The following is a 23,246-nucleotide window of genomic DNA, read 5'->3' on the forward strand; positions in this document are numbered from 1 at the left end:
ACAATTTATTTATATTTCGCTCCTTTTCTTTTACATAGATAGTAAGCTTTTTTATTTGAACGAAATATGTAGTAATTTGTTCAATAAATAGTTTTACTTTTACCTAACTGATGGAGTTATTAGGTTTTATGTTTATGAACGCAAAAAGTGTTGTAATCCTCGCGGCGGGTAAAGGTACCCGCATGTATTCTGATTTACCAAAAGTTTTACATCCACTGGCAGGAAAACCAATGGTGCAGCATGTTATCGACACATCATTATCACTTGGGGCATCTAATATTCATTTAGTTTACGGTCATGGCGCTGATTTAATTAAATTAGCTTTAGCTAATCAACCTATTAATTGGATCTTACAGGCAGAGCAATTAGGAACAGGACATGCAATGCAGCAAGCAGCACCTTATTTTGATGATGATGAAGATATCCTGATGCTTTATGGTGATTCTCCACTGATCACAAAAGAAACACTTGAACGATTAATAGACGCTAAGCCTGACGGAGGAATAGGGTTATTAACTGCAATCGTTAATGAGCTGACAGGTTACGGGCGCATTATTCGTCAAAATGGTGAAGTAATTGGCATTGTTGAGCAAAAAGATACAACGAAAAATCAAGCTAAAATTAACGAAATTAATACCGGTATACTAGTTGCTAATGGTGCTGATTTAAAGCGATGGCTAAAAAAAATTAATAATAACAATGCTCAAAATGAATATTATGTTACCGATATTATTTCATTGGCACATGAAGAAGGCTGTAAAATAAATGCAGTTCATCCTACCAAATTGAGTGAAATGGAAGGGGTTAATAACTGTTTACAGCTTTCGGCGCTTGAACGGATTTATCAACAAGAACAGGCAGAAAAATTATTATTGGCAGGTGTTATGATTATTGACCCTGCTCGTTTTGATTTGCGTGGTATATTAAAGCACGGGCGTAATGTAATTATTGATACTAATGTTATTATTGAAGGGGATGTTGTACTGGGTAATAATGTACATATTCATGCCGGATGTATATTAAAAAATTGTACGATAGATGATAATTCAATTATCAGTGCTTATTCAGTTATAGAAGGTTCAGAATTATCTACCGCCTGTACAATTGGCCCTTTTGCTCGTTTACGTCCAGGGACTAGACTGGCAGATAAAGTTCATATTGGTAATTTTGTTGAGGTTAAAAACACCGTTTTAGGTGCTGGTTCTAAAGCAGGGCATTTAAGTTATCTAGGTAATGCCGAAATTGGTGGAGATGTTAATATTGGGGCAGGAACAATAACTTGTAATTATGATGGGGCTAATAAATTTAAAACAATCATTGGTGATAATGTTTTTGTTGGCTCAGATACGCAAATAATTGCACCGGTTACCATTGCTAAAGGGGCAACTATTGGTGCTGGAACGACGCTTACTAATGATGTTAAGAAAAATGAACTTGTTATTAGCCGTGTTAAACAACGGCATATTGTCAATTGGCAGCGTCCAGTAAAGAAAAATAGTCGCAAAATAAATAGTGATGATTAATCATCTATTTTATAAATAATAAACCCAAATATCTACAGGCTTTGGGAACAGTAAAACCGAATATATTAATCAGGTTACGACAGCATAAAAGCTGTATGTTTTTCTATTTTGGAATGAAAACCGATGTGTGGAATTGTTGGTGCAGTAGCACAACGCGATATAGCTGAAATTCTTATTGAAGGGCTTCGTCGATTAGAGTACCGGGGTTATGACTCTGCTGGTTTAGCTGTGGTTGATGATAAAACCAATCTGACACTATTACGTGAAACGGGTAAAGTTCAGATCCTGGCAGATGAAGTGGAAAAACATGCTGTAATTGGTGGCACAGGCATTGCGCATACTCGTTGGGCGACGCATGGTCAGCCAAGCAAAAAAAATGCTCATCCGCATACATCTGAATATATTGCGGTTGTTCATAATGGGATTATTGAAAATTATCAACAACTACGTGAACAACTTAAAAAGCAAAAATATCTTTTTACTTCAGAAACTGACACCGAAGTTATAGCCCATTTAACACATTGGGAATTACAAAAAGGTGGTACCTTGCTAGAAGTGGTACAGCGTGTTATCCTCCAATTAAAAGGCGCTTACGGTACCGTTATTATGGATAGCCGTACTCCTGGATTGCTAGTGGCTGCGCGTTCGGGTAGCCCATTAATTATAGGTTTAAGTATTGGTGAAAATTTTCTAGCGTCCGATCAATTAGCACTTTTGCCGGTTACACGTCGCTTTATTTATTTAGAAGAAGGTGATATTGCTGAAGTGACTCGTCGGACAGTGCGTATTTTTGATAAAAAAGGCTCAGAAGTTGAACGAGAACAAATAGAATCCAATATTCAGTATCATGCTGGTGAAAAAGGAATTTATCGCCACTATATGCAAAAAGAGATCTATGAGCAGCCTTTAGCAATAAAAAATACTCTCGAAGGGCGCTTTGATCAGCATGATAGTGTTATTTTTAGCGAATTAGATAAAAAAGCCCAAAATTTATTATCTCAGGTTGAACATATTCAAATTGTTGCCTGTGGGACTTCATATAATGCTGGAATGGTTGCCCGTTACTGGCTTGAATCTTTAGCAGGTATACCCTGTGATGTAGAAATTGCTTCTGAATTCCGTTATCGCAAACCAGCAAGACGTAAAAATAGCTTATTGATCACTCTTTCTCAATCGGGTGAAACAGCGGATACCTTAGCAGCATTAAGATTATCGAAACAGCTTGGTTATCTGGCATCGTTGACAATATGTAATGTTTTAGGCTCATCTTTAGTCCGTGAATCAGATTTTGCATTAATGACAAAAGCTGGTGCAGAAATTGGCGTAGCATCCACCAAAGCGTTTACTACTCAATTGACGGTTTTATTATTATTAGTTGCTTATCTGATTCGCTTGGAGGATAAAAACATTACTCTTGAGAAAGACATTGTGCAGGCATTACATGCCTTACCTAATCGTATTGACAGTATGTTATCGCAAGAAAAAATGATTGAAGATTTAGCAGAGGATTTTTCTGATAAAAATCATGCTCTTTTTCTTGGCCGAGGTGATCAATTTCCGATAGCGGTTGAAGGTGCATTAAAGCTAAAAGAGATTTCTTATATTCATGCCGAAGCTTATGCAGCGAGTGAGTTGAAGCATGGCCCATTAGCGCTGATTGATGCCGATATGCCAGTAATTATTATTGCGCCAAATAATGAATTACTCGAAAAGCTAAAATCGAATATTGAAGAAGTCCGTGCTCGTGGCGGCTTACTTTATGTTTTTGCTGATAAAGACGCGGGTTTTATTGACAGTAAAAATATGAAAATTATTCCATTACCACATGTTGAAAAGCTAATTGCCCCAATTTTTTATACCATTCCACTGCAATTATTATCTTATCATGTTGCGCTAATTAAAGGCACGGATGTTGATCAACCAAGAAATTTAGCTAAATCTGTGACCGTCGAGTGAGTTTGGTATAAAGAGTGATATTTAGGCTATTGTCAATAAATTATTGTATATGATAGTTTAAGATAGCTTTTTTATTTTTACCTTTTACTACATATTTCTATGCTAAAAAATACACTCCATTCTAGCGTATTTTTTAAATAATATTAAAGAATAGCAAGCTAAAAATTTATTATTCAGTTAAGTTATTTTGGTAATTGATTACCTGAAAAATAAATATATTAATATTTAATAAATTGATTAATATAATACCATCAATTAAACAATACTCAGAGCTTATCAAGCCCTAACTGTAAACAAAATAAGGAATCAAGGATTCTATTGCAATTAAAGGGGATAAAGTGGTTTATTACTTCGTTATTTTGCTTTTTTTTAGTTGTTGGTTGTAATAATAAAAAAATAGCTAATGAGCAAAAGGCCACGATTAAACAAGATATACCAGTACGTGGTGTATGGTTAACGAGCGTATCTCGGCTTGATTGGCCTTCTCTGTCTTCAGTTAACCTTGATTCAGAAAAGCTCAGAATTGAAGTACAGAAAAAAGAGTTAACGGATAAACTGGATAATTTGCTGAAGCTAGGTATTAACACCATTTTTTTTCAGGTAAAACCAGATGGTACTGCCCTTTATCATTCTTATATTCTCCCTTGGTCTGATGTGCTTACTGGTGTAGTCGGTAAAGACCCAGGTTATGATCCGTTGGCGTTTATTATTGCTGAGGCGCATAAAAGAAATTTAAAAATACATGCTTGGCTAAATCCCTACCGGGTATCAATGGATACGCAACCAGACACCATTGCTTCACTGCAAAAAACACTTAATTCGCCGCCTGCGAGCGTTTATGTTTTACATAAAGATTGGATACGAACTGCCTACGATCGCTTTGTACTTGATCCAGGCTTACCAGAAGTTCGTAATTGGATCACCAGTATTGTTGCTGAATTAGTTAAAAACTATGATATTGATGGCATACAGTTTGATGATTATTTCTATTATGAAATTCCTTCCTCCAAACTCAATGATCAGGCAACGTTTCAACGATACGGTCAGGGATTTTTAGATAAAGCCAGTTGGAGAAGAAATAATACCTTGTTGTTGATTCGAGAGGTTTTTTCAACAATCCGTTCGTTAAAACCCACTATTGAATTTGGCGTCAGTCCAGGCGGTGTATGGCGAAATATTTCAGATGATCCACGAGGCTCGGATACTAAAGCTGGTGGGCCTACTTATTACAGAGCCTATGCTGATACCCGATTATGGGTAAAAGAAGGTTTACTAGATTATATAGGCCCGCAAATTTACTGGCCTTTTGCCCGCAAAATTGTCAAATATGATGTGATCGCAAAATGGTGGGCTGATGTGGTGAGATCGACTAACACTAAATTGTATATTGGGGTGGCATTATATAAAATTGGAGTGCCATCTCAAACAGAGCCTGATTGGTCTCTTGACGGCGGTGTCCCGGAGCTAAAAAGACAACTCGATCTTAATGATGAATTACCTGAAATAAAAGGTGAGATCCTATTTAGAGAGGGGCTTCTTCAGTCTGCGCAAACGGCAGAGGCAGTAAAATATCTTAAATCCCGTTGGAATAGATCATTGGAGTAAAGTTATTGACCGTTATTTTAAATAAAACACCCTTAATACTGGGTGTTTTATTTATCTATTATAAATAGATTTTTATTTATTAAATAATCAGCTTTAAAAAATGGCATAAATGATTTCAATTTGCGATTATTGTTTATAAATGGTGACGACTTTACTTAGCAAGAACATTCAGATTGGATATAACAAAAATGAAAAATGTCGGATTTATTGGTTGGCGAGGTATGGTTGGTTCTGTACTGCTGCAACGAATGGTGGAAGAAGGTGATTTTAATAATATCAATCCTGTTTTTTTTACTACTTCTCAACATGGTGAATTGGCACCAAAATATGGTCAACATCACTCAAAACTGTTAAACGCTTTTGATCTTGATGGATTAAAGGAATTAGAGGTAATAATTAGCTGTCAGGGTGGAGACTATACCGATCAAATTTACCCTAAACTGCGTGCGACTGGTTGGTCAGGTTACTGGATAGATGCCGCCTCTTCCTTACGAATGAAAGAGGATAGCATTATTATTCTTGATCCTGTTAATCGTCAATATATTGATCAGGGTTTAAATAAAGGAATAAAAACCTTTGTTGGTGGCAATTGCACGGTCAGTTTGATGCTAATGGCTTTAGCTGGCTTATTTGCTGAGAACTTGATTGAGTGGGTTTCGGTCGCAACCTATCAGGCGGCTTCTGGCGCAGGTGCGCGTAATATGCGTGAATTATTAGTTCAAATGGGTGAGTTACATGCACAGGTTGCTAATGAACTGCAAAATCCCGCGGCGACGATTTTATCGATTGAGAAAAAAGTCACTGACTTCACCCGTAGTGGAAAGATGAGCACAGAAGCCTTTGGCGCGCCATTGGCCGGTAGTTTGATCCCCTGGATAGATAAAAAATTGCCCAATGGTCAAAGTCGTGAGGAATGGAAAGGGCAGGCTGAAACTAATAAAATTTTAAATACCGCTAGTCATGTTATTCCTATCGATGATTTATGTGTTCGTATCGGAGCATTACGCTGCCATAGCCAGGCATTTACCCTAAAATTGCAAAAAAATGTTGCGATTGAGGATGTTGAGAAAATTTTATCCGCACATAATGATTGGGTTCGCGTTATTCCTAATGAGCGTGAATTAACTATGCGAGAGTTAACGCCTGCTGCAGTAACAGGCACCTTAAATGTTCCGCTTGGACGCTTGCGTAAATTAAATATGGGGCCGGAATATTTATCCGCTTTTACGATTGGTGATCAGCTATTATGGGGAGCGGCAGAGCCTTTACGCCGTATGTTAAAAATATTAGATAGTTATCTATAATAAAAAACCTCAATTTAACTATAGGGATTTTATTTTGCCATTTGAAATTAAATATCTATATTTTCTGCTTTTAATGCGTTTTCTTCAATAAAAACTCTACGTGGTTCAACCGCATCACCCATTAGTGTGATAAACAGTTGGTCAGTTGCGATGGTATCTTTAACGGTAACACGCATCATACGGCGGGTATCTGGGTTCATCGTTGTTTCCCATAATTGCTCTGGGTTCATTTCGCCTAATCCTTTATAGCGTTGTACCATCAAGCCACGGCGTGATTCTTTTGATAACCAGTTCAATGCATCTTCAAAGGAAGAAATAGTCTGGCGACGCTCCCCTCTTTCCACATACGCACCATCCTCAATCAGATCTCCTATTAGCTGACCAATTTTAGTTATGCGTGTATATTCAATACCATGAATGAAATCGAAATCTAGATTGTAATCGGTATCAACGCCATGGGTTCTTATACGTAAAACTGGTTCAAATAATTGGCGTTCACTATTTTCATTAATATGATAGCTATAAGTACTACCATGTTCTTCATTATCGATGAGGCGCTTAACTAGCATCTTGATCCAATTTTTTATCTTGGATTTATCTTTCAAGTCATCTTCTACCAAGGTAGGCTGATAAATAAGATTATTTAATAAAGCTAGTGGATAGACACGCTCTAAACGTTTGATAATTTTTTGAGCAGCATTATATTCAATGATTAACTTCTCCAATGGTTCACCTTTCAATGCCGGGGCATGAGGCCTAGTATAGAGCGAGGTGTTGTCTAATGCGATTGAAATCAAATATTCGTTCATCGCCTCATCATCTTTAATATATTGTTCTTGCTTACCTTTTTTCACTTTATATAAAGGTGGCTGAGCAATATAGACATGGCCTCGCTCGATAATTTCTGGCATCTGACGATAGAAGAAAGTTAATAACAATGTCCGTATATGGGAGCCGTCGACATCGGCATCGGTCATGATAATAATGCTATGATAACGTAATTTATCAGGATCATATTCATCACAGCCAATACCACAACCTAAAGCAGTTATTAAGGTGGCGACTTCCTGTGAGGAGAGCATTTTGTCGAAACGCGCTTTTTCAACATTAAGAATTTTACCTTTTAACGGTAAAATTGCCTGATTTTTTCGGTTACGCCCCTGTTTGGCAGAGCCGCCTGCGGAATCACCCTCCACTAAATAAAGTTCTGATAAAGCTGGATCACGCTCCTGGCAGTCTGCTAATTTACCGGGTAATCCTGCTAAATCAAGGGCACCTTTGCGGCGCGTCATTTCGCGTGCTTTACGGGCAGCCTCGCGGGCACGGGCCGCGTCAATGATTTTGCTAACAACGATTTTGGCGTCATTAGGATTTTCGAATAGATATTCGACCAGTTTCTCATTCATTAACGTTTCAACAACGGGTTTTACTTCGGAAGAAACTAGCTTATCTTTTGTTTGTGACGAAAATTTTGGATCGGGAACTTTAACAGAAACGACAGCAATTAAACCTTCACGGGCATCATCACCAGTAGCACTCACTTTGGATTTTTTCTGATAACCTTCTTTATCCATGTAACTGTTCAGTGTACGTGTCATGGCGGTACGGAAACCAACCAGATGAGTTCCTCCATCACGTTGAGGAATGTTGTTGGTGAAACAATAAACATTTTCTTGGAAACCGTCATTCCATTGCATAGATATTTCTACATTAATACCCTCTTTTTCCGCCGAAAAATAGAAAACACTTGGATGAATTGGAGTTTTATTTCGACTTAAGTATTCTACAAAAGCTTTGATTCCACCTTTATAATGAAAATGATCTTCTTTATTATCACGTTTATCAAATAAACGAATGGATATACCTGAATTAAGAAAAGAGAGCTCCCGTAACCGTTTTGCCAAAATATCGTATTCAAATTCGGTAACGGTTTTAAATGTGTCCAAACTTGGCCAGAAACGGATATAGGTTCCTCGCTCATCAGTTTCTCCGATAATCGATAAAGGTGCTTGTGGAACACCTAATTGGTAAGTCTGTTCATGGACTTTTCCCTCGCGACGGATAGCTAACTCTAATTTTTCTGATAAGGCATTAACAACAGAAACACCGACCCCATGTAAGCCACCAGAAACTTGATAGGAATTATCGTCAAATTTGCCGCCAGCATGAAGAACGGTCATAATGACTTCTGCGGCAGATACACCTTCTTCTTCATGAATATCGATTGGAATACCACGTCCATTATCGAGAACAGAGATGGAGTTATCGGTATGTATGGTTACGATAATATCGCTACAATACCCTGCCAAGGCTTCGTCGATAGCGTTGTCGACAACTTCGAAGACCATGTGATGAAGGCCTGTACCATCGTCGGTATCACCGATATACATGCCTGGGCGCTTACGTACCGCGTCTAGCCCTTTTAATACCTTTATACTTGAGGAGTCATATGTATTCGACATCAACGTTTCTCGCTAAATTTTGATCCTATGGTTGAACTTCTATTTTGCCATGTTTTACGCAAAACATCCTGCTATTTCTATCTAACATATCTTTAACTTGCGCGATGGTAATCGCGCTAACAAAGACCTGAGCTTGCGTCGCTTTAAGCCGTTCGGCTAATAATTGACGGCGATCCTTATCTAACTCAGAAGCAAAATCGTCTAACAGATATAAGCATCGTTGCGCACTCTGTCAGGTGAAATATTCACCTTGTGCTAATTTTAATGCGTATATTAATAATTTTAACTGCCTGCGCGATAGGATATCTTCAACGGAAATTTCTTCTACGCGGATCCGTAAGTCAGCTTTGTGTGGCCCTAATGCGGTATAGGTAAGCATTCGGTCACGTTCAAATTGCGTTACTAGTATATTTGAATAATCGGTTTCTTTATCCCAGCCTCGCTGAAATGAGATGCTAAGTGAAAATTCAGGTAAGAACTGTTTACAGGTGTTTTCAATATCTTTCGTAATTCCTGCAATATAGCTGGCTCGCCACTCACTTATTTTATGGGCCAGAGGGATCACAGTTCATAATCCCAGTGACGCAGCTCATTATAACTTGTTACTTCGCGTAATGCTGCATTACGTTGCTTTAATAGCCGTTTTAAATCAGAGTAGGCAGCAAAAAATTGAGGTTCATTGTGAAAACATCTCCAATCAAGAAAAGCTCGACGATATTTAGGGCCACCATTTAATAAAGTAAAACCTTTAGGAGTTATTAGTTGCATTGGTAATAATTTAGCTAATTCAGCAATTTTATCCTCATCATTGCCATCAATGCGAACTTTACTTTCACCGTTACGATCTTTACTTAATCCCAAAGTCAGTTCACGTGATTCTGGCTCTATAGGAACAAGACGACCATGTAAAACAAAATTATGTTGTTGATGACGAATGACACGTGCTGCTTAAATGCTACAAAAAGCCCTACCATGTCCTAATGTATAGATCGCTTCAAGAATACTTGTTTTTAGGCTGCTATTTGGCCCAATTAAAAAATTAAAACTGATTGCTAATGGTAGATCCGCACTTTCTATATTACGAAAGTCGCGGATAAGTAAACGCGAAAGCATCATAGAATTTAGATATTACAGACGCATTGGCATAACAACATAAGCTGCCGCATTACTAGCTACATCTTCGATTTGTATGCTTGAATTTGAATCAGTTAACAGCAAATTAACCTGTTCACATTTTAGTGTATTTAAAATATCGAGGATATAACTGACGTTAAAACCAATTTCTATCATCGAGCTTTGATAATTAACATCAACAATTTCTTCTGATTCTTCCTGTTCTGGATTGTTTGCAGTAATTTTAAGTTGATTTTCGCTGATATAGAGGCGTACACCGCGAAATTTTTCATTTGATAAAATCGCAGCTCGTGAAAATGCTTGTTTAAGTTTATTACAATCCGCGGTCAATGTTTTATCTAGATTTTTGGGTAGAACACGTCGGTAATCAGGAAAACGACCATCAACTAGTTTTGAGGTGAAAATAAAATCATCAACATGAGCTCGGATATTATTAGTACCAATCTGTAACTTAAGTGACTCGTCGCTACTATCCAGTAATCGTATAAATTCTACTACCCCTTTTCGAGGAACAATCACTGAATGAGTTGGTAAATTCTCATCAATATTAATATTGAGTGAACAGACCGCTAAACGATGGCCATCGGTAGCGACAGTGCGTAATTCTTTACCTTCAGTTTCAAATAGCATGCCATTAAGATAATAGCGTACATCTTGGTGTGCCATTGAAAACTGGGTAGCTTCAATTAGACGTTTTAACGTCGTTTGAGGGAGTTCAAATTCGACTTCACTTTGCCAATCGTCTAGGTTTGGGAAATCAGTGGCAGGCAGCGTCGAAAGCGAAAAACGGCTACGACCGGAACGCACCAGTAGATGCTCTCCTTCAAGAGTAACTTTGATTTCTGAGCCATCGGGTAACCCACGCCAGATATCGAAAAATTTACGGGCAGGTACCGTGATTGAACCATCTTCACCTGGTTGTGTTAGTGTCACTTTTGCGACCATTTCTACTTCTAGATCGGTACCTGTTAATGAAAGTGTTTTTTCACTGACTTGCAGTAATAAATTACCTAAAATAGGTAATTTAGGCCGCCCACCAAGTGGACCACTAACTTGTTGTAGTGGTTTGAGTAATTGTTCACGTTCAATAGTAAATTTCATAGCATTAGGATGATAATGTTCTGATTAAGTTAGAAAAATCCTCTTTGATGTCGTGACTTTCCTCCCGTAACTGCTCGATTTTTCGACAAGCATGGAGTACGGTTGTATGATCTCGTCCACCAAAGGCATCGCCAATTTCGGGCAAACTATGGTTTGTCAGCTCTTTTGCTAATGCCATTGCCATTTGCCTCGGGCGCGCAACAGAACGGGAACGGCGCTTCGATAACAAGTCAGCAACTTTAATTTTATAATATTCAGCAACGGTTTTTTGAATATTATCAATAGTGACCAGTTTTTCTTGTAATGCGAGTAGATCGCGTAATGCTTCACGAACAAAATCAATGGTAATTGCCCGACCGGTAAAGTTAGCATTGGCGATAACCCGATTCAACGCCCCTTCTAGCTCTCTAACATTTGAACGCAAGCGTTTGGCAATAAAGAAAGCGACTTCATCAGGTAGTTGCATCTGATTTTCGTCAGCTTTTTTCATCAAAATAGCAACACGGGTTTCCAATTCTGGTGGTTCAATCGCAACCGTCAATCCCCAACCAAAACGAGATTTTAGTCGATCTTCAACTCCATTAATTTCTTTAGGGTAGCGATCTGAGGTCAGAATGATTTGCTGGTTACCTTCGAGTAACGCATTAAAGGTATGAAAAAATTCTTCTTGAGAGCGCTCTTTATTAGCAAAAAACTGAATGTCATCAATTAATAATGCATCTACCGAGCGATAATAACGTTTAAAATCTTCAATCGCATTATTTTGTAACGCTTTTACCATATCTTGGACAAAACGCTCAGAATGCATATAAACCACTTTTGCATTCGCTTTGTGCGCCATGATGTTATTACCTACAGCATGAAGCAGATGAGTTTTACCTAATCCTGTATCACCATAAAGAAAAAGGGGGTTATAAGCTCCGCCAGGATTGTCTGCTACTTGGCTGGCAGCGGCACGAGCAAGTTGGTTTGATTTACCTTCGACAAAGTTATTAAATGTATGCTTAGGGTTCACATTTGAACGATAAGCTATTTCAGGTTGAACTTGTTTTTTATCCCAACTAGGGCGTACTGTTGAATTTATTGGCGTCGAAATAGTTTTATTTGCTAGGGTATGCGTTGAGGTACCGCTTGCGGTTATTTGCGGTTTATTACCCACTTCAAATTTCAATGCAGGCACATCAGAACCACAAAAATCACTCAATAATTCATTAATATTATTGATGTATTTATCTCTTACCCAATCTAATACAAAACGGTTAGGAACATAGAGTACTAATGTATTATCACTTAATTCTGCCTGGAGAGGGCGTATCCACATACTGAATTCTGTGGCAGGTAACTCATCCTGCAATCGGGCAAGACATTGCTGCCAAAGTGAAAATGACACGACGGACTCCCCTAAAACAAGACCAATGGAAAATTATTAAATTTAATAGGTAATAAAAATTGTTAATACCCCAGAAAAGATTTACCGAAAATTTGCGTGACAAACTAAATCAGCTTCTACAAGCTATGATCTCAGTACACTATAATAGATCATAACTCAAAATTTGAATAAGATCCTCACTCTTTTACACAGTTTTAGCACTTTTTATCCACAGGATTAAATTTAGGATCAAGATGTATAAAATGAATAAGGAAGTAAAAAGAATACTAGCACATATATTAGATATACATAACACCTAGTAAGAGATAACTTTAGATAGATCAAACTAGACGATTAGTCTTTATTTTGAGCCAAATAATTTTTTGATCTTTAAATGATCCTTGAGATTTCCATGAGAATCCGTATAATTTTGCACCTTGTGTGTGATATCATCATTTTGCCAGTTTTCTGGCAGTGCTTGGTAAGTAAAGAAAAGTAGGGTATTTGTTTAAGTTTTATCGTAGCTAATGGTGGAGAAAAGCGTTGAATTTTTCTTTCTCATTGCGTAATGCTAGATATTTTATTACAATCTTTACAATCTTGTCTCTTTGCTATTTTGCTTTGCTATTTTGCTTTGCTATTTTGCTATTTTGCTATTTTGCTATTTTGCTATTTTGCTATTTTGCTATTTTGCTATTTTGCTATATTGGTATTGGTATTGGTGTTGGTGTTGTTACGATTGGATATATCAGTATTGTTTCTTCCACTGGTCACCCACGAATTTACTGAATCAATAATAACTATTTTGTTAAGTTAGGTAGAAACCGCTATGAAACGCACTTTTCAACCGTCCGTACTAAAACGTAACCGTTCTCACGGTTTCCGTGCTCGTATAGCCACTAAAAATGGTCGTCAGGTTTTAGCTCGTCGTCGTGCTAAAGGCCGCGCTCGTCTGACCGTTTCTTCAAAGTAATAACCCTATCGAAGGGGTTATGCTTGCTTTTCGTAGGGAGTTAAGATTATTAACTCCAAGGCATTTTGATTATGTCTTTCAGCAGCCACAACGGGCGAGTTCTCCAGAAATCACCATTCTTGGACGCCTCAATGAGCTGGGATACCCGCGCATAGGTTTTACTATCGCAAAAAAAAATATTAAACGGGCACATGAACGCAATCGAATTAAGCGATTAATGAGAGAATATTTTCGTTTACATCAGCATGAGTTGCCTTCGATGGATTTTGTGATATTAGTAAGAAAGGGGGTTGCTGCTTTGGATAATCAAGAAGTCACCGAAACATTAGGCAAATTATGGCGTCGTCACTGTCGTTTGGCTCGCGGTTCTTAATCTCGATAATAAGAGGTTATCAATTGATGGTAAGTCCATTGTTAGGGTCGCGCTGCCGTTTCAACCCTAGCTGTTCCCAATATGGGATAGAAGTGCTATATCGATTTGGATTGATAAAAGGTGGTTGGTTAATGATGAAACGCGTATTAAAATGCCATCCTTTACATAGAGGTGGTGACGATCCTGTTCCATCTAGACAGAATGACCATAATAGAGAACATTAACGATGGATTCGCAACGCAATCTTTTATTTATCGCTTTGCTATTTGTTTCGTTTTTAATTTGGCAGACATGGGAAAGTGATAAAAGAGAACCTATAAAGACTGACCAAATCGTAAAAAAAATGGATATCCAAAGTCATGATGACCAAGCTAATCTAAGTAATGAGCAAGCTAAATTTATCACAGTAAAAACTGATGTGCTTGAATTACGTATAAATACCCGTGGCGGCGATATTGATCAGGCTGACCTGTTGCTTTACCCTAAGGAATTACATTCATCTTATCCGTTTCGTTTATTGGAAACCAGTAAAGATTTTATTTATGAAGCACAGAGTGGCTTGATCGGTCAGGATGGTCCCGATAACCCTGGCTACAATAATAGATTGCGTCCTTTATATCTCTCAAAGGCAACCAGTTATGTGTTGCAAGATGGCCAAGATGAACTGCGTGTTCCTCTTACCTTTACTGGTAAAGACGGAGTGGTTTATCAGAAAGTCTATTTATTAAAACGTGGTAAATATAATATTTCTGTTGAGTATAATATTGAAAATAATAGTGTTAAACCATTGACGATAGCTTTTTTTGGTCAGTTAAAACAGACTGCAGAACTACCAAAAAAGCGTGATACAGGAAGTAATAATTTTGCCTTACATACTTATCGTGGCGCAGCATATTCTTCCGATGAAACAAATTATAAAAAATATAGTTTCAGTGATATTATTGATAATAATTTAAACATTAATACTAAAGGTGGTTGGGTCGCAATGTTGCAGCAATATTTTGCTACAGCATGGATCCCTGGCTATCAGAACCAAAACGCTTTTTTTTATACAATCGATTTAAAGAAATCCATTGCTATTATTGGCTATAAGAGTTCGCCGATAACAGTTGCAGCTAATAGTAAAGGAAATTACACCTCAACCTTGTGGGTAGGTCCTGAATTACAATCGAAAATGGCAGCAGTTGCACCACATTTAGATTTAACTGTGGACTATGGTTGGCTGTGGTTTATTTCTCAACCGTTATTTAAATTATTGAAATTTATTCATGGTTTTATAGGTAACTGGGGCTTTTCCATCATTGTTATTACTTTTATTGTGCGCGGGATTATGTATCCTTTAACTAAAGCACAATATACTTCAATGGCAAAAATGCGTCTGTTGCAGCCAAAACTTGCGGCGATAAAAGAACGGATTGGTGATGATAAGCAACGTATGAGCCAAGAAATGATGGCTCTCTATAAAGCAGAAAAAGTTAATCCGTTAGGTGGTTGTCTGCCTTTATTGATTCAGATGCCTATTTTCCTAGCTTTATATTATATGTTGATGGGTTCTGTCGAACTGCGCCATGCTCCCTTTATTGGTTGGATCCAAGATCTATCAGCTCAGGATCCATATTATATTCTACCGTTTTTAATGGGTTTGACGATGTATATTATTCAGAAAATGTCGCCAACGGCAGTAACTGATCCTATGCAACAGAAGATTATGACCTATATGCCGGTTATTTTTACGGTATTTTTCTTGTGGTTTCCTTCTGGTTTGGTTTTATACTATATCGTTAGTAACCTGGTGACGATTATCCAGCAACAAATTATTTATCGTGGATTAGAAAAGAGTGGCCTACGTAGTCGCGATAAAAAATAAGTTTTGGCATTTTGTTATTTGCAATTAAAGAAATAACAAAATAGAAAATATATTAAAGCGGTCATTAGACCGCCTTAATATATTTATGGTAATAATTGAGAGTAAAATGAGTATATATATCAATGATACAATTATTGCGCAGGCAACCCCTCCTGGACGTGGTGGTGTTGGTATTTTGCGAATATCAGGGCCAAAAGTTGTTGAAGTTGCCCGCATTGTTTTAGGTAAAATACCTCGACCTCGCTATGCGGATTACCTCCCTTTCTATGATGACAAGGGCAAAGTGTTAGATCAGGGAATTGCCCTCTATTTTCCTTCCCCCAACTCATTTACTGGTGAAGATGTTCTTGAATTGCAAGGGCATGGTGGGCCTATCATTATTGATTTATTACTTAAACAGATTTTAGCTATCAATGAGATCCGGATTGCTAATCCAGGTGAATTTTCTGAGCGCGCCTTTCTTAATGACAAAATGGATTTAGCTCAGGCGGAAGCTATTGGTGATCTAATCGATGCAAGTACTGAGCAGGCTGCTCGTTCAGCGGTAAATTCGTTACAGGGTGTTTTCTCACAGCAGATTTATAAAATGCTGGAAGCGCTTACTAACTTGCGTATTTACGTTGAAGCTGCAATTGATTTTCCAGATGAAGAAATTGATTTTTTATCTGATGGTAAGATAGAAACAAAATTGAATCAGGTAATAGTCCATTTGGATAGTGTGCGTTTACAAGCTTATCAAGGTAGCTTATTACGAGAAGGCATGAAGGTTGTGATTACAGGACGACCGAATGCAGGTAAATCTAGCTTATTAAACGCGCTATCTGGCCGTGAAACGGCGATTGTAACGGATATTGCTGGCACAACCAGAGATGTATTACGTGAACATATTCATATTGATGGTATGCCTCTGCATATTATTGACACGGCAGGCTTACGTGAAGCGACAGATGAAGTTGAGAGAATAGGTATTGAGCGAGCTTGGCAAGAAATAGAGCAAGCGGATCATATATTATTTATGGTGGATAGCACCACTACAGAAGAAACTGAACCTGAGCAGATTTGGCCGGAATTTATGGCGCGATTGCCGAAATCTTTACCTATTACGGTAATTAGAAATAAAGTCGATATTACTAATGAACCAGTAACAATAAAAAAAGTTAGTAATTACTCACTTATTTACCTGTCAGCCTATCGCAAAGAAGGTATTGATTTATTGCGTCAACATTTGAAAGAAAGTATTGGATTTAATCATTATATAGAAGGCGGATTCTTAGCCAGACGCCGTCATATTCAAGCACTTAATATTGCCGCAGAGCATTTACAGCAAGGTTATCAAAAGTTAGTGGTTGCTCACTCTGGTGAGTTATTAGCAGAAGAACTTCGTTTGGTTCAACAGGCATTAAGTGAAATTACAGGGGAATTTAGCTCCGATGACTTATTAAGTCGTATTTTTTCCAGCTTCTGTATTGGAAAATAGCATGTAAAAAAAACAATCACTCCACATCAGCAGGCAGATCTATTTCAGGCAATAACTTGTTAAATTTTAAGCTACATTGATATCCTCTCGGCCAAAAGGTCGAGAGTTGTTACTGTCTCTGGATCACAAATTGTTCTTTAGTTGGCTTTATTTTCGATTAAAATGTTTTACTTTAAGTAGTTTAATATTTGAACGGCTTTAAATATTATTAAATAACGCAAATTAACTGACCATTTTTTACTCTAATTTATCGGAATATGTTTATCTAACCCTGGCGTAAAGGAGATAATTTTTCCTTATTGTTATATAGCACTGGGGAGAATGATTTAACTTGATTCATTAGCTTTTGGTATTTTTACTCATTCTATCAATATAAGCCATGCCAAAGGCTGATAAAACAAAAGCCAAATAGATAATTACACTCCACATTATTTTATTATCGGCTACTTTTTCAGCTTCCATAAACAGTCGTAAAAGATGAACCGAAGAAATAGCAACAATTGATGAGGCAACTTTATAGCTGGGCGACTTTAAAATGATTACAAGTAATTACTCTATATCAGTAAATTTATATTGGAGAAAAACATATATTTTTGTAATCAAAATTAAGACGCTTAGCTATAGCTCAAAGCAGAACAGATAGCTACCAATCAAAACAGGATGAACAAAGATCCAGCAATATCCATTTTATCTACAGGATACGCTGTTTTGTTAAACAAGCTAACAGCTCTTTTTAACATAAACCATCCTGTCAAGACTGTAAATTAAACCAGTAAAGGATTTTTATTAGAGTTATCCAGTAAAATTGTGGATAACTCTACTTGAGATCCTGTTTATTACCGATTCGATTAAATTCATAACAGAAAAAATATGTCGACCATGGATCAAATGATTTGATTATCAATGGATTGTTTTTATTTACTCAATTTATGTTAAAATTTTCACTGTATGTACAAATTTAACTGGCTATTTTTTATACAGGTATGATTTATGCAATTTTCTTCCCTGCCCCCTGATGATGAACAAAGTTTACTGAGTAAAACCAACAACCTAGCGGGTTATACGATGGCTGAACTGGCTTATCAGGCAGGTATCTCAGTCCCACACGACCTTAGATTTGCTAAAGGTTGGGTAGGTCAGTTATTAGAATATTGTTTAGGCGCAAATGCTGGTAGCAAAGCAGAACAAGATTTTGCCCATCTTGGTATTGAACTTAAAACCATTCCTATTAACCGCTATGGTGAGCCATTAGAAACAACCTTCGTTTGTGTGGCAGCTTTAACCGGTAATAGTGGAGTAACCTGGCTTTCAAGTCATCTACGTCATAAGTTATCACGGGTTTTATGGATACCCATTGAAGGTGAGCGCCAAATCCCATTAGTTAAGCGAAGAGTTGCTTCACCCTTATTGTGGAGTCCCAATCCCATTGAAGAGCAGCTGCTTAAAACAGATTGGGAAGAGTTAATGGATATGATTGTATTAGGTCAGGTTGAAAACATCACCGCACGCCATGGCCAGGTACTACAAATCCGCCCTAAAGCTGCAAATAATAATGCTTTGACAGAAGGGATAGGTAAACATGGCCAACCAATAATGACGCTACCGCGTGGATTTTATCTGAAGAAAAATTTTACTGCTCCAATACTGGCACGCCATTTTGATTTACCAGATCATAAATAACAACTTAACCCAGCTATCTGCCGAGTGTGGTCTTTATAATGACAATTTACGATAAGAATGCTCAACTCGTTGACGAGCCTCTTCATAGGAGGCGCGACGAATATTATGCATTTCTTGCCAACGTACGCCAACGTACATTGAGCGGTACATGGTAGTAACCTTTATTTTTAGCGGCTTGAATAAATTCACCCAGTGCCTCCGCTGAATCCAGTACCGTTATTTTGGCATATTTTTCGATCGCTTTAGGCAAAAATAGTGTCACCGGAAAATTGTCTGCCAAGTCTGATGACTCATTATTCACATCTGTACCATGATGAATAAGTTTATGCTGTTCATCGCGATCCAAAGCACGATGAATATCATCGGCTAATTTCAGCAAACGATGGTTTGCGATACCTAATTTGGTATCATTATGTTTACTGGGTATCACAGTATCAAGTGTGCCATAATCACCAATATGAGGAGCTACCAATAATAAATCATAATCAGGGAAAAATGGTTCGTGTATTTTCGGTTCACTCAACACATAAATCGGTTTCCTGGCTATCTCTATTCGATAGTGGTTATTACTATTAGATTGATAAATAGCGTCAAATTGATATTCCTGCCCAGTTGACGAGCGCGCTAACAAAATCATACCATTACCACGTGAGCGAGATAATTCAAGACAACCTAACTCGATCAATTCGTTGATCCTATCACGAGTTATCGTTAAAGGCACACTAATCGCTTCGCCATTTTGTATATTTTTACTGATCAAGGCATTGTATTTTGCACCTGTCCTGACTGTCCAACAAGTTTACTAAAATTTTGATCAACACGAATAAATCCGGCTTATGGACCCCAATCGCCAGTTTTCCCTTTAATCATAAGAGGCTTAGTGTGGGATAACCGGCTTCAATTAAAGAGGTCGCATATGGACTAATGGGTCGAATACCATAAAATTAGATTTTTTGAATCGCATAGTTAGAAAGGGTTTTTAAATTCGTTGCTGGAATACCACTGTTTGGTTCATTTTTCTGACAACTAGTGGAAGGAGCAGGTTGTTCCGCCATTTGTCTAGAATAGGCAGCATTTAAGATTAAATTATTAGATATACGATGCATTTATACTTTATTCCTGCCATTTAAAAAGTGATATTTTACCTATTTTGTTGCATAAAAAACAGTCAGATAACTTACTTTAATAAGTAAAAAATAAATTCAGATTAATTGCATGTCTGAACTAATATTCATTCCATTTGATGGATAATTAGTTGACTTAAGCGCAAATAAAAATGTGCTATAAATGACACATTGTTGTTGCAACAATTATATAGATTAGTTAACGCTTTTTGCTAGTCTGAATATAAAGCATATCCAGTGCGATGAAGGTTAAAAATCTTTTGCCGGATGCCAATAACTTTTCGATATGTGCCTGCAACTTATCGCTCATATCCTGTGCATCACCAAACGCAAATACCAGATCTCCGCAATCAACTACTTTTAACTGATCGTTGAGATCAAACTGCCATGGTCAACGTTTACCCTCCCATGCCAGGTTTGCTGATACCTGTCGAATAGCAGCGGACCCATGACGGTTGCGCGCCCGACCTGATGTCCCCATATCAAAGGGAACACCGGTGATCACCTATTGTGCATCACTATCATAAGCTGAAAAATGGAGTGGAAAACGCATGAAATCAAAGGCATTAGAAACCAAAGAGTTATCTTTTTGATTATTTAATGTATTATTGATCATATAATTTATCTCAAACTGTTTATTAGTGAATAACTTTCACTATTAAGGCTACTGCGCTTCTGCTTGGAATCCCCACTGTCTTAAAGGACGAGATTGACGATGCAGCGGTTAAGATTTATTCCCTTATCGCTCAATAAGCTTGGCTAACTTATATTGACTCACCTTCTAAATAGGTATAACCATATAATCCTGTTTCAAATTCAGCCAGAAACTGCTCCTTTAAACTTTTTGTCAAATCTTTACTATTGACTTGATCACCAAAAAGCGTCAATAACATGTTAGGATCAAGCTTGACATAATGGAGCATAACTTTGTAAATACCTGACTTCAACTGAATTATCAATATAAGACGTCAATCGCTGCTGTATCGCCAAAAAATTATGCATATTGCCTAATATTTCTTGATAAGCACCGACCATACAAAAGCCTATCATTGGCGGCTCTTCCGGATCATAATTAGGCATCGGCATAGTAGCAGCGATACCATCACCATCGATATCGATATATAGCTGGGCGGCTTTAAAATGATTACAAGTAATTACTCTATATTACTAAATTTATATTAGAGAAAAACATATATTTTGTAATCAAAATTAAGACACTTAGCTATAGTGATCAATAATACCATCCGAATCACAGGTAATATCTAATAAAACCGCCAGCCGTTCTAACGGCGCATTTAATCCTTGAATCGGTAATACTGGAAAAAGTTGGTCAATACCCCAGGCATCCGGGATAGATTGAAATAACGAAAAGTTAACATATAACTTATCAGCCATTCGCTCTTGTAACTCATCCATAATAGAACGATGAGCTCGATTACTGGGATCTAAATCCTGCTGAATACGACGACAAATATTAAGATAAAGCTCTCTTCAGTCCAAGCACGCTCTGTCAAATTTAACATGCCATGGGCATATTCGGTATGCCATCATATAACGAAAGTTGACTATCATGCAGCCATTCACGTAATGAACGGCTATTTCTCTGTTGCATTTCATTCCATGTCTCCCAAAGGGAAATCAGCGATAATTCGGTATCTTTCGGTGGTAACGTGATCTTAGTAAATTCATTACGTTCAACACCAATGATATTAGAAACTAATATAGTATGTGATGCGCGGTTAACGCTCGACCAGATTGGGTGATCACCGTTGGATACTCTAACCCATGTTCATCACAAGCTTCACTATCATCGCCCAGATAACATTATTCCCGTATTCATTTAAAGCATAGTTGACAGAACAATCCGATTGTGACCGAGTCTCTTCATAATCAACCCCAAGACCACCACCAACATCAAAACACTCAATTTTGACACCTATCTAGCGCCTGTGGCTATATCGCAAATATTAGACATCTGAGAACCTAAATGGAAATGTAATAATTGCAAACTTTCTACACGCCCTTCATTTCTTAATGTATCAATCAACTGCAAAACCTGAGCCGCGGCCAAACCAAATTTTGATTTCTCACCACCACTCGTTTGCCATTTACCCTAAACTTGTGACGCCAAACGCGCTCGTACTCCCAAACGAGGAATAACATCTAACCTTTTAGCTTCATCCAAAACTAGGGCAATTTCAGTCATTTTTCAATCACTAAGTAGACTTTATGGCCAAGTTTTTCGCCGATCAACGCTAAACGAATATATTCCCGATCTTTATAGCTATTACAAACAATCACTGATTTCGTCATACCTGCATGCGCTAATACAGCCATTAATTCTGATTTGGAGCCGGCTTCTAAACCTAAAGGTTCTCCTGATCTCACTAAAGTTTCAATCACTTGCCGCTACTGATTTATCTTAATTGGGTAGACAAGAAAGTCATCACCTTGATAGCCATAATCACGACGCGCCCGTTCAAATGCAGTATTAATTGACCGCAATTGATGTTGTAAAATTTGCGGAAAACAAAACAAGGCCGGCAAACGTAGATGTTGTTGTTCTTCCTGTACTTGTTCAACTAAGGCGGCTAAATCAATTTTCGCGTCTGGTTGGTCAAGATTAGGACATACAGTAATATTACCTTGTTCATTAACCTGGTAATAGCCGTCTCGCCAATATGCAATATTATAAGTTTGTTGCATTTTACGCGCGATATTGTTACTCACACTTATCTCCTAAAATGGAGTATGAGCTTCACTTTTTCCCCAACATATCCTATCTAATGAGATAATATTCTGTGCAAATTTTAAAATTTCAGCAAACAGCAATAACTCTTATTTTATTAAAAGTAAGGATTCATGAAAACTCAGCAATCATTCTGCTATTTAATAGCTTATTTAATAGTTGCAAAACAACTTATCAATGAATGATTTTCGTCTGTCTCGAGTACGACCTATAATTTCGACTAGAAGCAGTAATATAGCTAAGCGTCTTAATTTTGATCATAAAATATATGTTTTTCTCCAATATAAATTTACTGATATAGAGTAATTACTTGTAATCATTTTAAAGTCGCCTAGCTATATAGAGAAAAGAAATAGAAGCATAGAGAAAAGAAATAGAAGCGGCTATACAGACATTAAGCTGTGATGATTGGTAATTTACTATTTGCTGATAATGGAACATTACCCATTCACCTCAAAACATGGCTATAACATTCAGCCTCAGAACGTAACCATTTTAAATTGAGAAGTAGTATCAATACCGATACTACCGCATAACGCCTGATGAAAA

The 23,246-nt window shown here is 37.4% G+C and carries 15 protein-coding genes and 4 pseudogenes; 11 read left to right on the forward strand and 8 right to left on the reverse strand.

The window, feature by feature from the left end; all coding sequences use genetic code 11:
• Window positions 1-128: 128 nt before the first annotated feature.
• The 4 genes from glmU (at window position 129) to asd (ending at window position 6,388) form a co-directional block, all read left to right on the forward strand.
• Window positions 129-1,523: a bifunctional UDP-N-acetylglucosamine diphosphorylase/glucosamine-1-phosphate N-acetyltransferase GlmU gene (glmU, locus tag ARSQ2_RS04225; RefSeq protein WP_181994468.1), complete on the forward strand. Its 1,395-nt coding sequence runs from the start codon at window positions 129-131 to the stop codon at window positions 1,521-1,523.
• A 123-nt stretch (window positions 1,524-1,646) separates the two neighbouring features.
• Window positions 1,647-3,479, forward strand: a complete 1,833-nt coding sequence (gene glmS, locus ARSQ2_RS04230) for a glutamine--fructose-6-phosphate transaminase (isomerizing) (RefSeq protein WP_181994469.1) — start codon at window positions 1,647-1,649, stop codon at window positions 3,477-3,479.
• Window positions 3,480-3,824: 345 nt separating this feature from the next.
• Entirely contained in the window at window positions 3,825-5,084 is a 1,260-nt protein-coding gene (locus tag ARSQ2_RS04235; protein ID WP_476726899.1) for a glycoside hydrolase family 10-like protein, read from the forward strand.
• A 188-nt stretch (window positions 5,085-5,272) separates the two neighbouring features.
• Window positions 5,273-6,388 (forward strand): aspartate-semialdehyde dehydrogenase, encoded by a 1,116-nt coding sequence (gene asd, locus ARSQ2_RS04240; protein ID WP_181994480.1) that lies wholly within the window; start codon window positions 5,273-5,275, stop codon window positions 6,386-6,388.
• A gap of 47 nt (window positions 6,389-6,435) precedes the next feature.
• On the opposite strand, the gene gyrB is transcribed toward asd, so the two are convergent.
• The 4 genes and pseudogenes from gyrB to dnaA all read right to left on the reverse strand — a co-directional run bounded on the left by gyrB (window position 6,436) and on the right by dnaA (window position 12,475).
• Window positions 6,436-8,850: a DNA topoisomerase (ATP-hydrolyzing) subunit B gene (gene gyrB, locus ARSQ2_RS04245; RefSeq protein WP_181994481.1), complete on the reverse strand. Its 2,415-nt coding sequence runs from the start codon at window positions 8,848-8,850 to the stop codon at window positions 6,436-6,438.
• Between the two features lie 25 nt (window positions 8,851-8,875).
• Window positions 8,876-9,966: pseudogene (gene recF / locus ARSQ2_RS04250) on the reverse strand (DNA replication/repair protein RecF).
• 12 nt (window positions 9,967-9,978) lie between these two features.
• Window positions 9,979-11,085 carry a DNA polymerase III subunit beta gene (gene dnaN / locus ARSQ2_RS04255; RefSeq protein WP_181994470.1) on the reverse strand — a complete coding sequence of 369 codons (1,107 nt, stop codon included), beginning with the start codon at window positions 11,083-11,085 and terminating at the stop codon, window positions 9,979-9,981.
• Between the two features lie 4 nt (window positions 11,086-11,089).
• Window positions 11,090-12,475 carry a chromosomal replication initiator protein DnaA gene (dnaA, locus tag ARSQ2_RS04260; RefSeq protein WP_181994471.1) on the reverse strand — a complete coding sequence of 462 codons (1,386 nt, stop codon included), beginning with the start codon at window positions 12,473-12,475 and terminating at the stop codon, window positions 11,090-11,092.
• Between the two features lie 547 nt (window positions 12,476-13,022).
• Between dnaA and ARSQ2_RS04265 the strand changes: the two genes are divergently transcribed.
• The 6 genes from ARSQ2_RS04265 (at window position 13,023) to mnmE (ending at window position 17,144) form a co-directional block, all read left to right on the forward strand.
• A complete protein-coding gene (locus tag ARSQ2_RS04265; protein ID WP_181994472.1) occupies window positions 13,023-13,271 on the forward strand; it encodes a hypothetical protein in 249 nt (82 codons plus the stop codon).
• 12 nt (window positions 13,272-13,283) lie between these two features.
• Window positions 13,284-13,427: a 50S ribosomal protein L34 gene (gene rpmH, locus ARSQ2_RS04270; RefSeq protein ID WP_181994473.1), complete on the forward strand. Its 144-nt coding sequence runs from the start codon at window positions 13,284-13,286 to the stop codon at window positions 13,425-13,427.
• A gap of 19 nt (window positions 13,428-13,446) precedes the next feature.
• A complete protein-coding gene (rnpA, locus tag ARSQ2_RS04275) occupies window positions 13,447-13,800 on the forward strand; it encodes a ribonuclease P protein component (protein WP_181994474.1) in 354 nt (117 codons plus the stop codon).
• Window positions 13,764-14,024: a membrane protein insertion efficiency factor YidD gene (gene yidD, locus ARSQ2_RS04280; protein WP_181994475.1), complete on the forward strand. Its 261-nt coding sequence runs from the start codon at window positions 13,764-13,766 to the stop codon at window positions 14,022-14,024. The genes rnpA and yidD overlap by 37 nt, the downstream gene beginning before the upstream one ends.
• Before the next feature lie 2 nt (window positions 14,025-14,026).
• Complete coding sequence (gene yidC, locus ARSQ2_RS04285; protein ID WP_181994476.1) at window positions 14,027-15,667, forward strand: membrane protein insertase YidC; 1,641 nt, start codon at window positions 14,027-14,029, stop codon at window positions 15,665-15,667.
• 106 nt (window positions 15,668-15,773) lie between these two features.
• Window positions 15,774-17,144: a tRNA uridine-5-carboxymethylaminomethyl(34) synthesis GTPase MnmE gene (gene mnmE, locus ARSQ2_RS04290; RefSeq protein ID WP_420837737.1), complete on the forward strand. Its 1,371-nt coding sequence runs from the start codon at window positions 15,774-15,776 to the stop codon at window positions 17,142-17,144.
• Window positions 17,145-17,483: 339 nt separating this feature from the next.
• On the opposite strand, the pseudogene ARSQ2_RS12515 reads toward mnmE, so the two are convergent.
• Window positions 17,484-17,660: pseudogene (locus tag ARSQ2_RS12515) on the reverse strand (TIGR00645 family protein); the annotation flags it as partial.
• 474 nt (window positions 17,661-18,134) lie between these two features.
• Between ARSQ2_RS12515 and mutH the strand changes: the two are divergent.
• Window positions 18,135-18,824 carry a DNA mismatch repair endonuclease MutH gene (mutH, locus tag ARSQ2_RS04295; RefSeq protein WP_181994477.1) on the forward strand — a complete coding sequence of 230 codons (690 nt, stop codon included), beginning with the start codon at window positions 18,135-18,137 and terminating at the stop codon, window positions 18,822-18,824.
• 103 nt (window positions 18,825-18,927) lie between these two features.
• Here the strand turns inward: mutH and ARSQ2_RS04300 are convergent, their stop codons facing one another.
• From ARSQ2_RS04300 to speA, 3 genes and pseudogenes are all read right to left on the reverse strand, one after another.
• Complete coding sequence (locus tag ARSQ2_RS04300) at window positions 18,928-19,584, reverse strand: anthrax toxin-like adenylyl cyclase domain-containing protein (RefSeq protein ID WP_181994478.1); 657 nt, start codon at window positions 19,582-19,584, stop codon at window positions 18,928-18,930.
• Between the two features lie 608 nt (window positions 19,585-20,192).
• Window positions 20,193-20,564 (reverse strand): annotated as a pseudogene (locus ARSQ2_RS04305) (arginase family protein); the annotation flags it as partial.
• Window positions 20,565-20,712: 148 nt separating this feature from the next.
• A pseudogene (gene speA / locus ARSQ2_RS04315) lies at window positions 20,713-22,654 on the reverse strand (biosynthetic arginine decarboxylase).
• Window positions 22,655-23,246 lie beyond the last annotated feature (592 nt).

The organism is Arsenophonus endosymbiont of Bemisia tabaci Q2, from assembly GCF_902713415.1.
Lineage (GTDB): Bacteria > Pseudomonadota > Gammaproteobacteria > Enterobacterales > Enterobacteriaceae > Arsenophonus.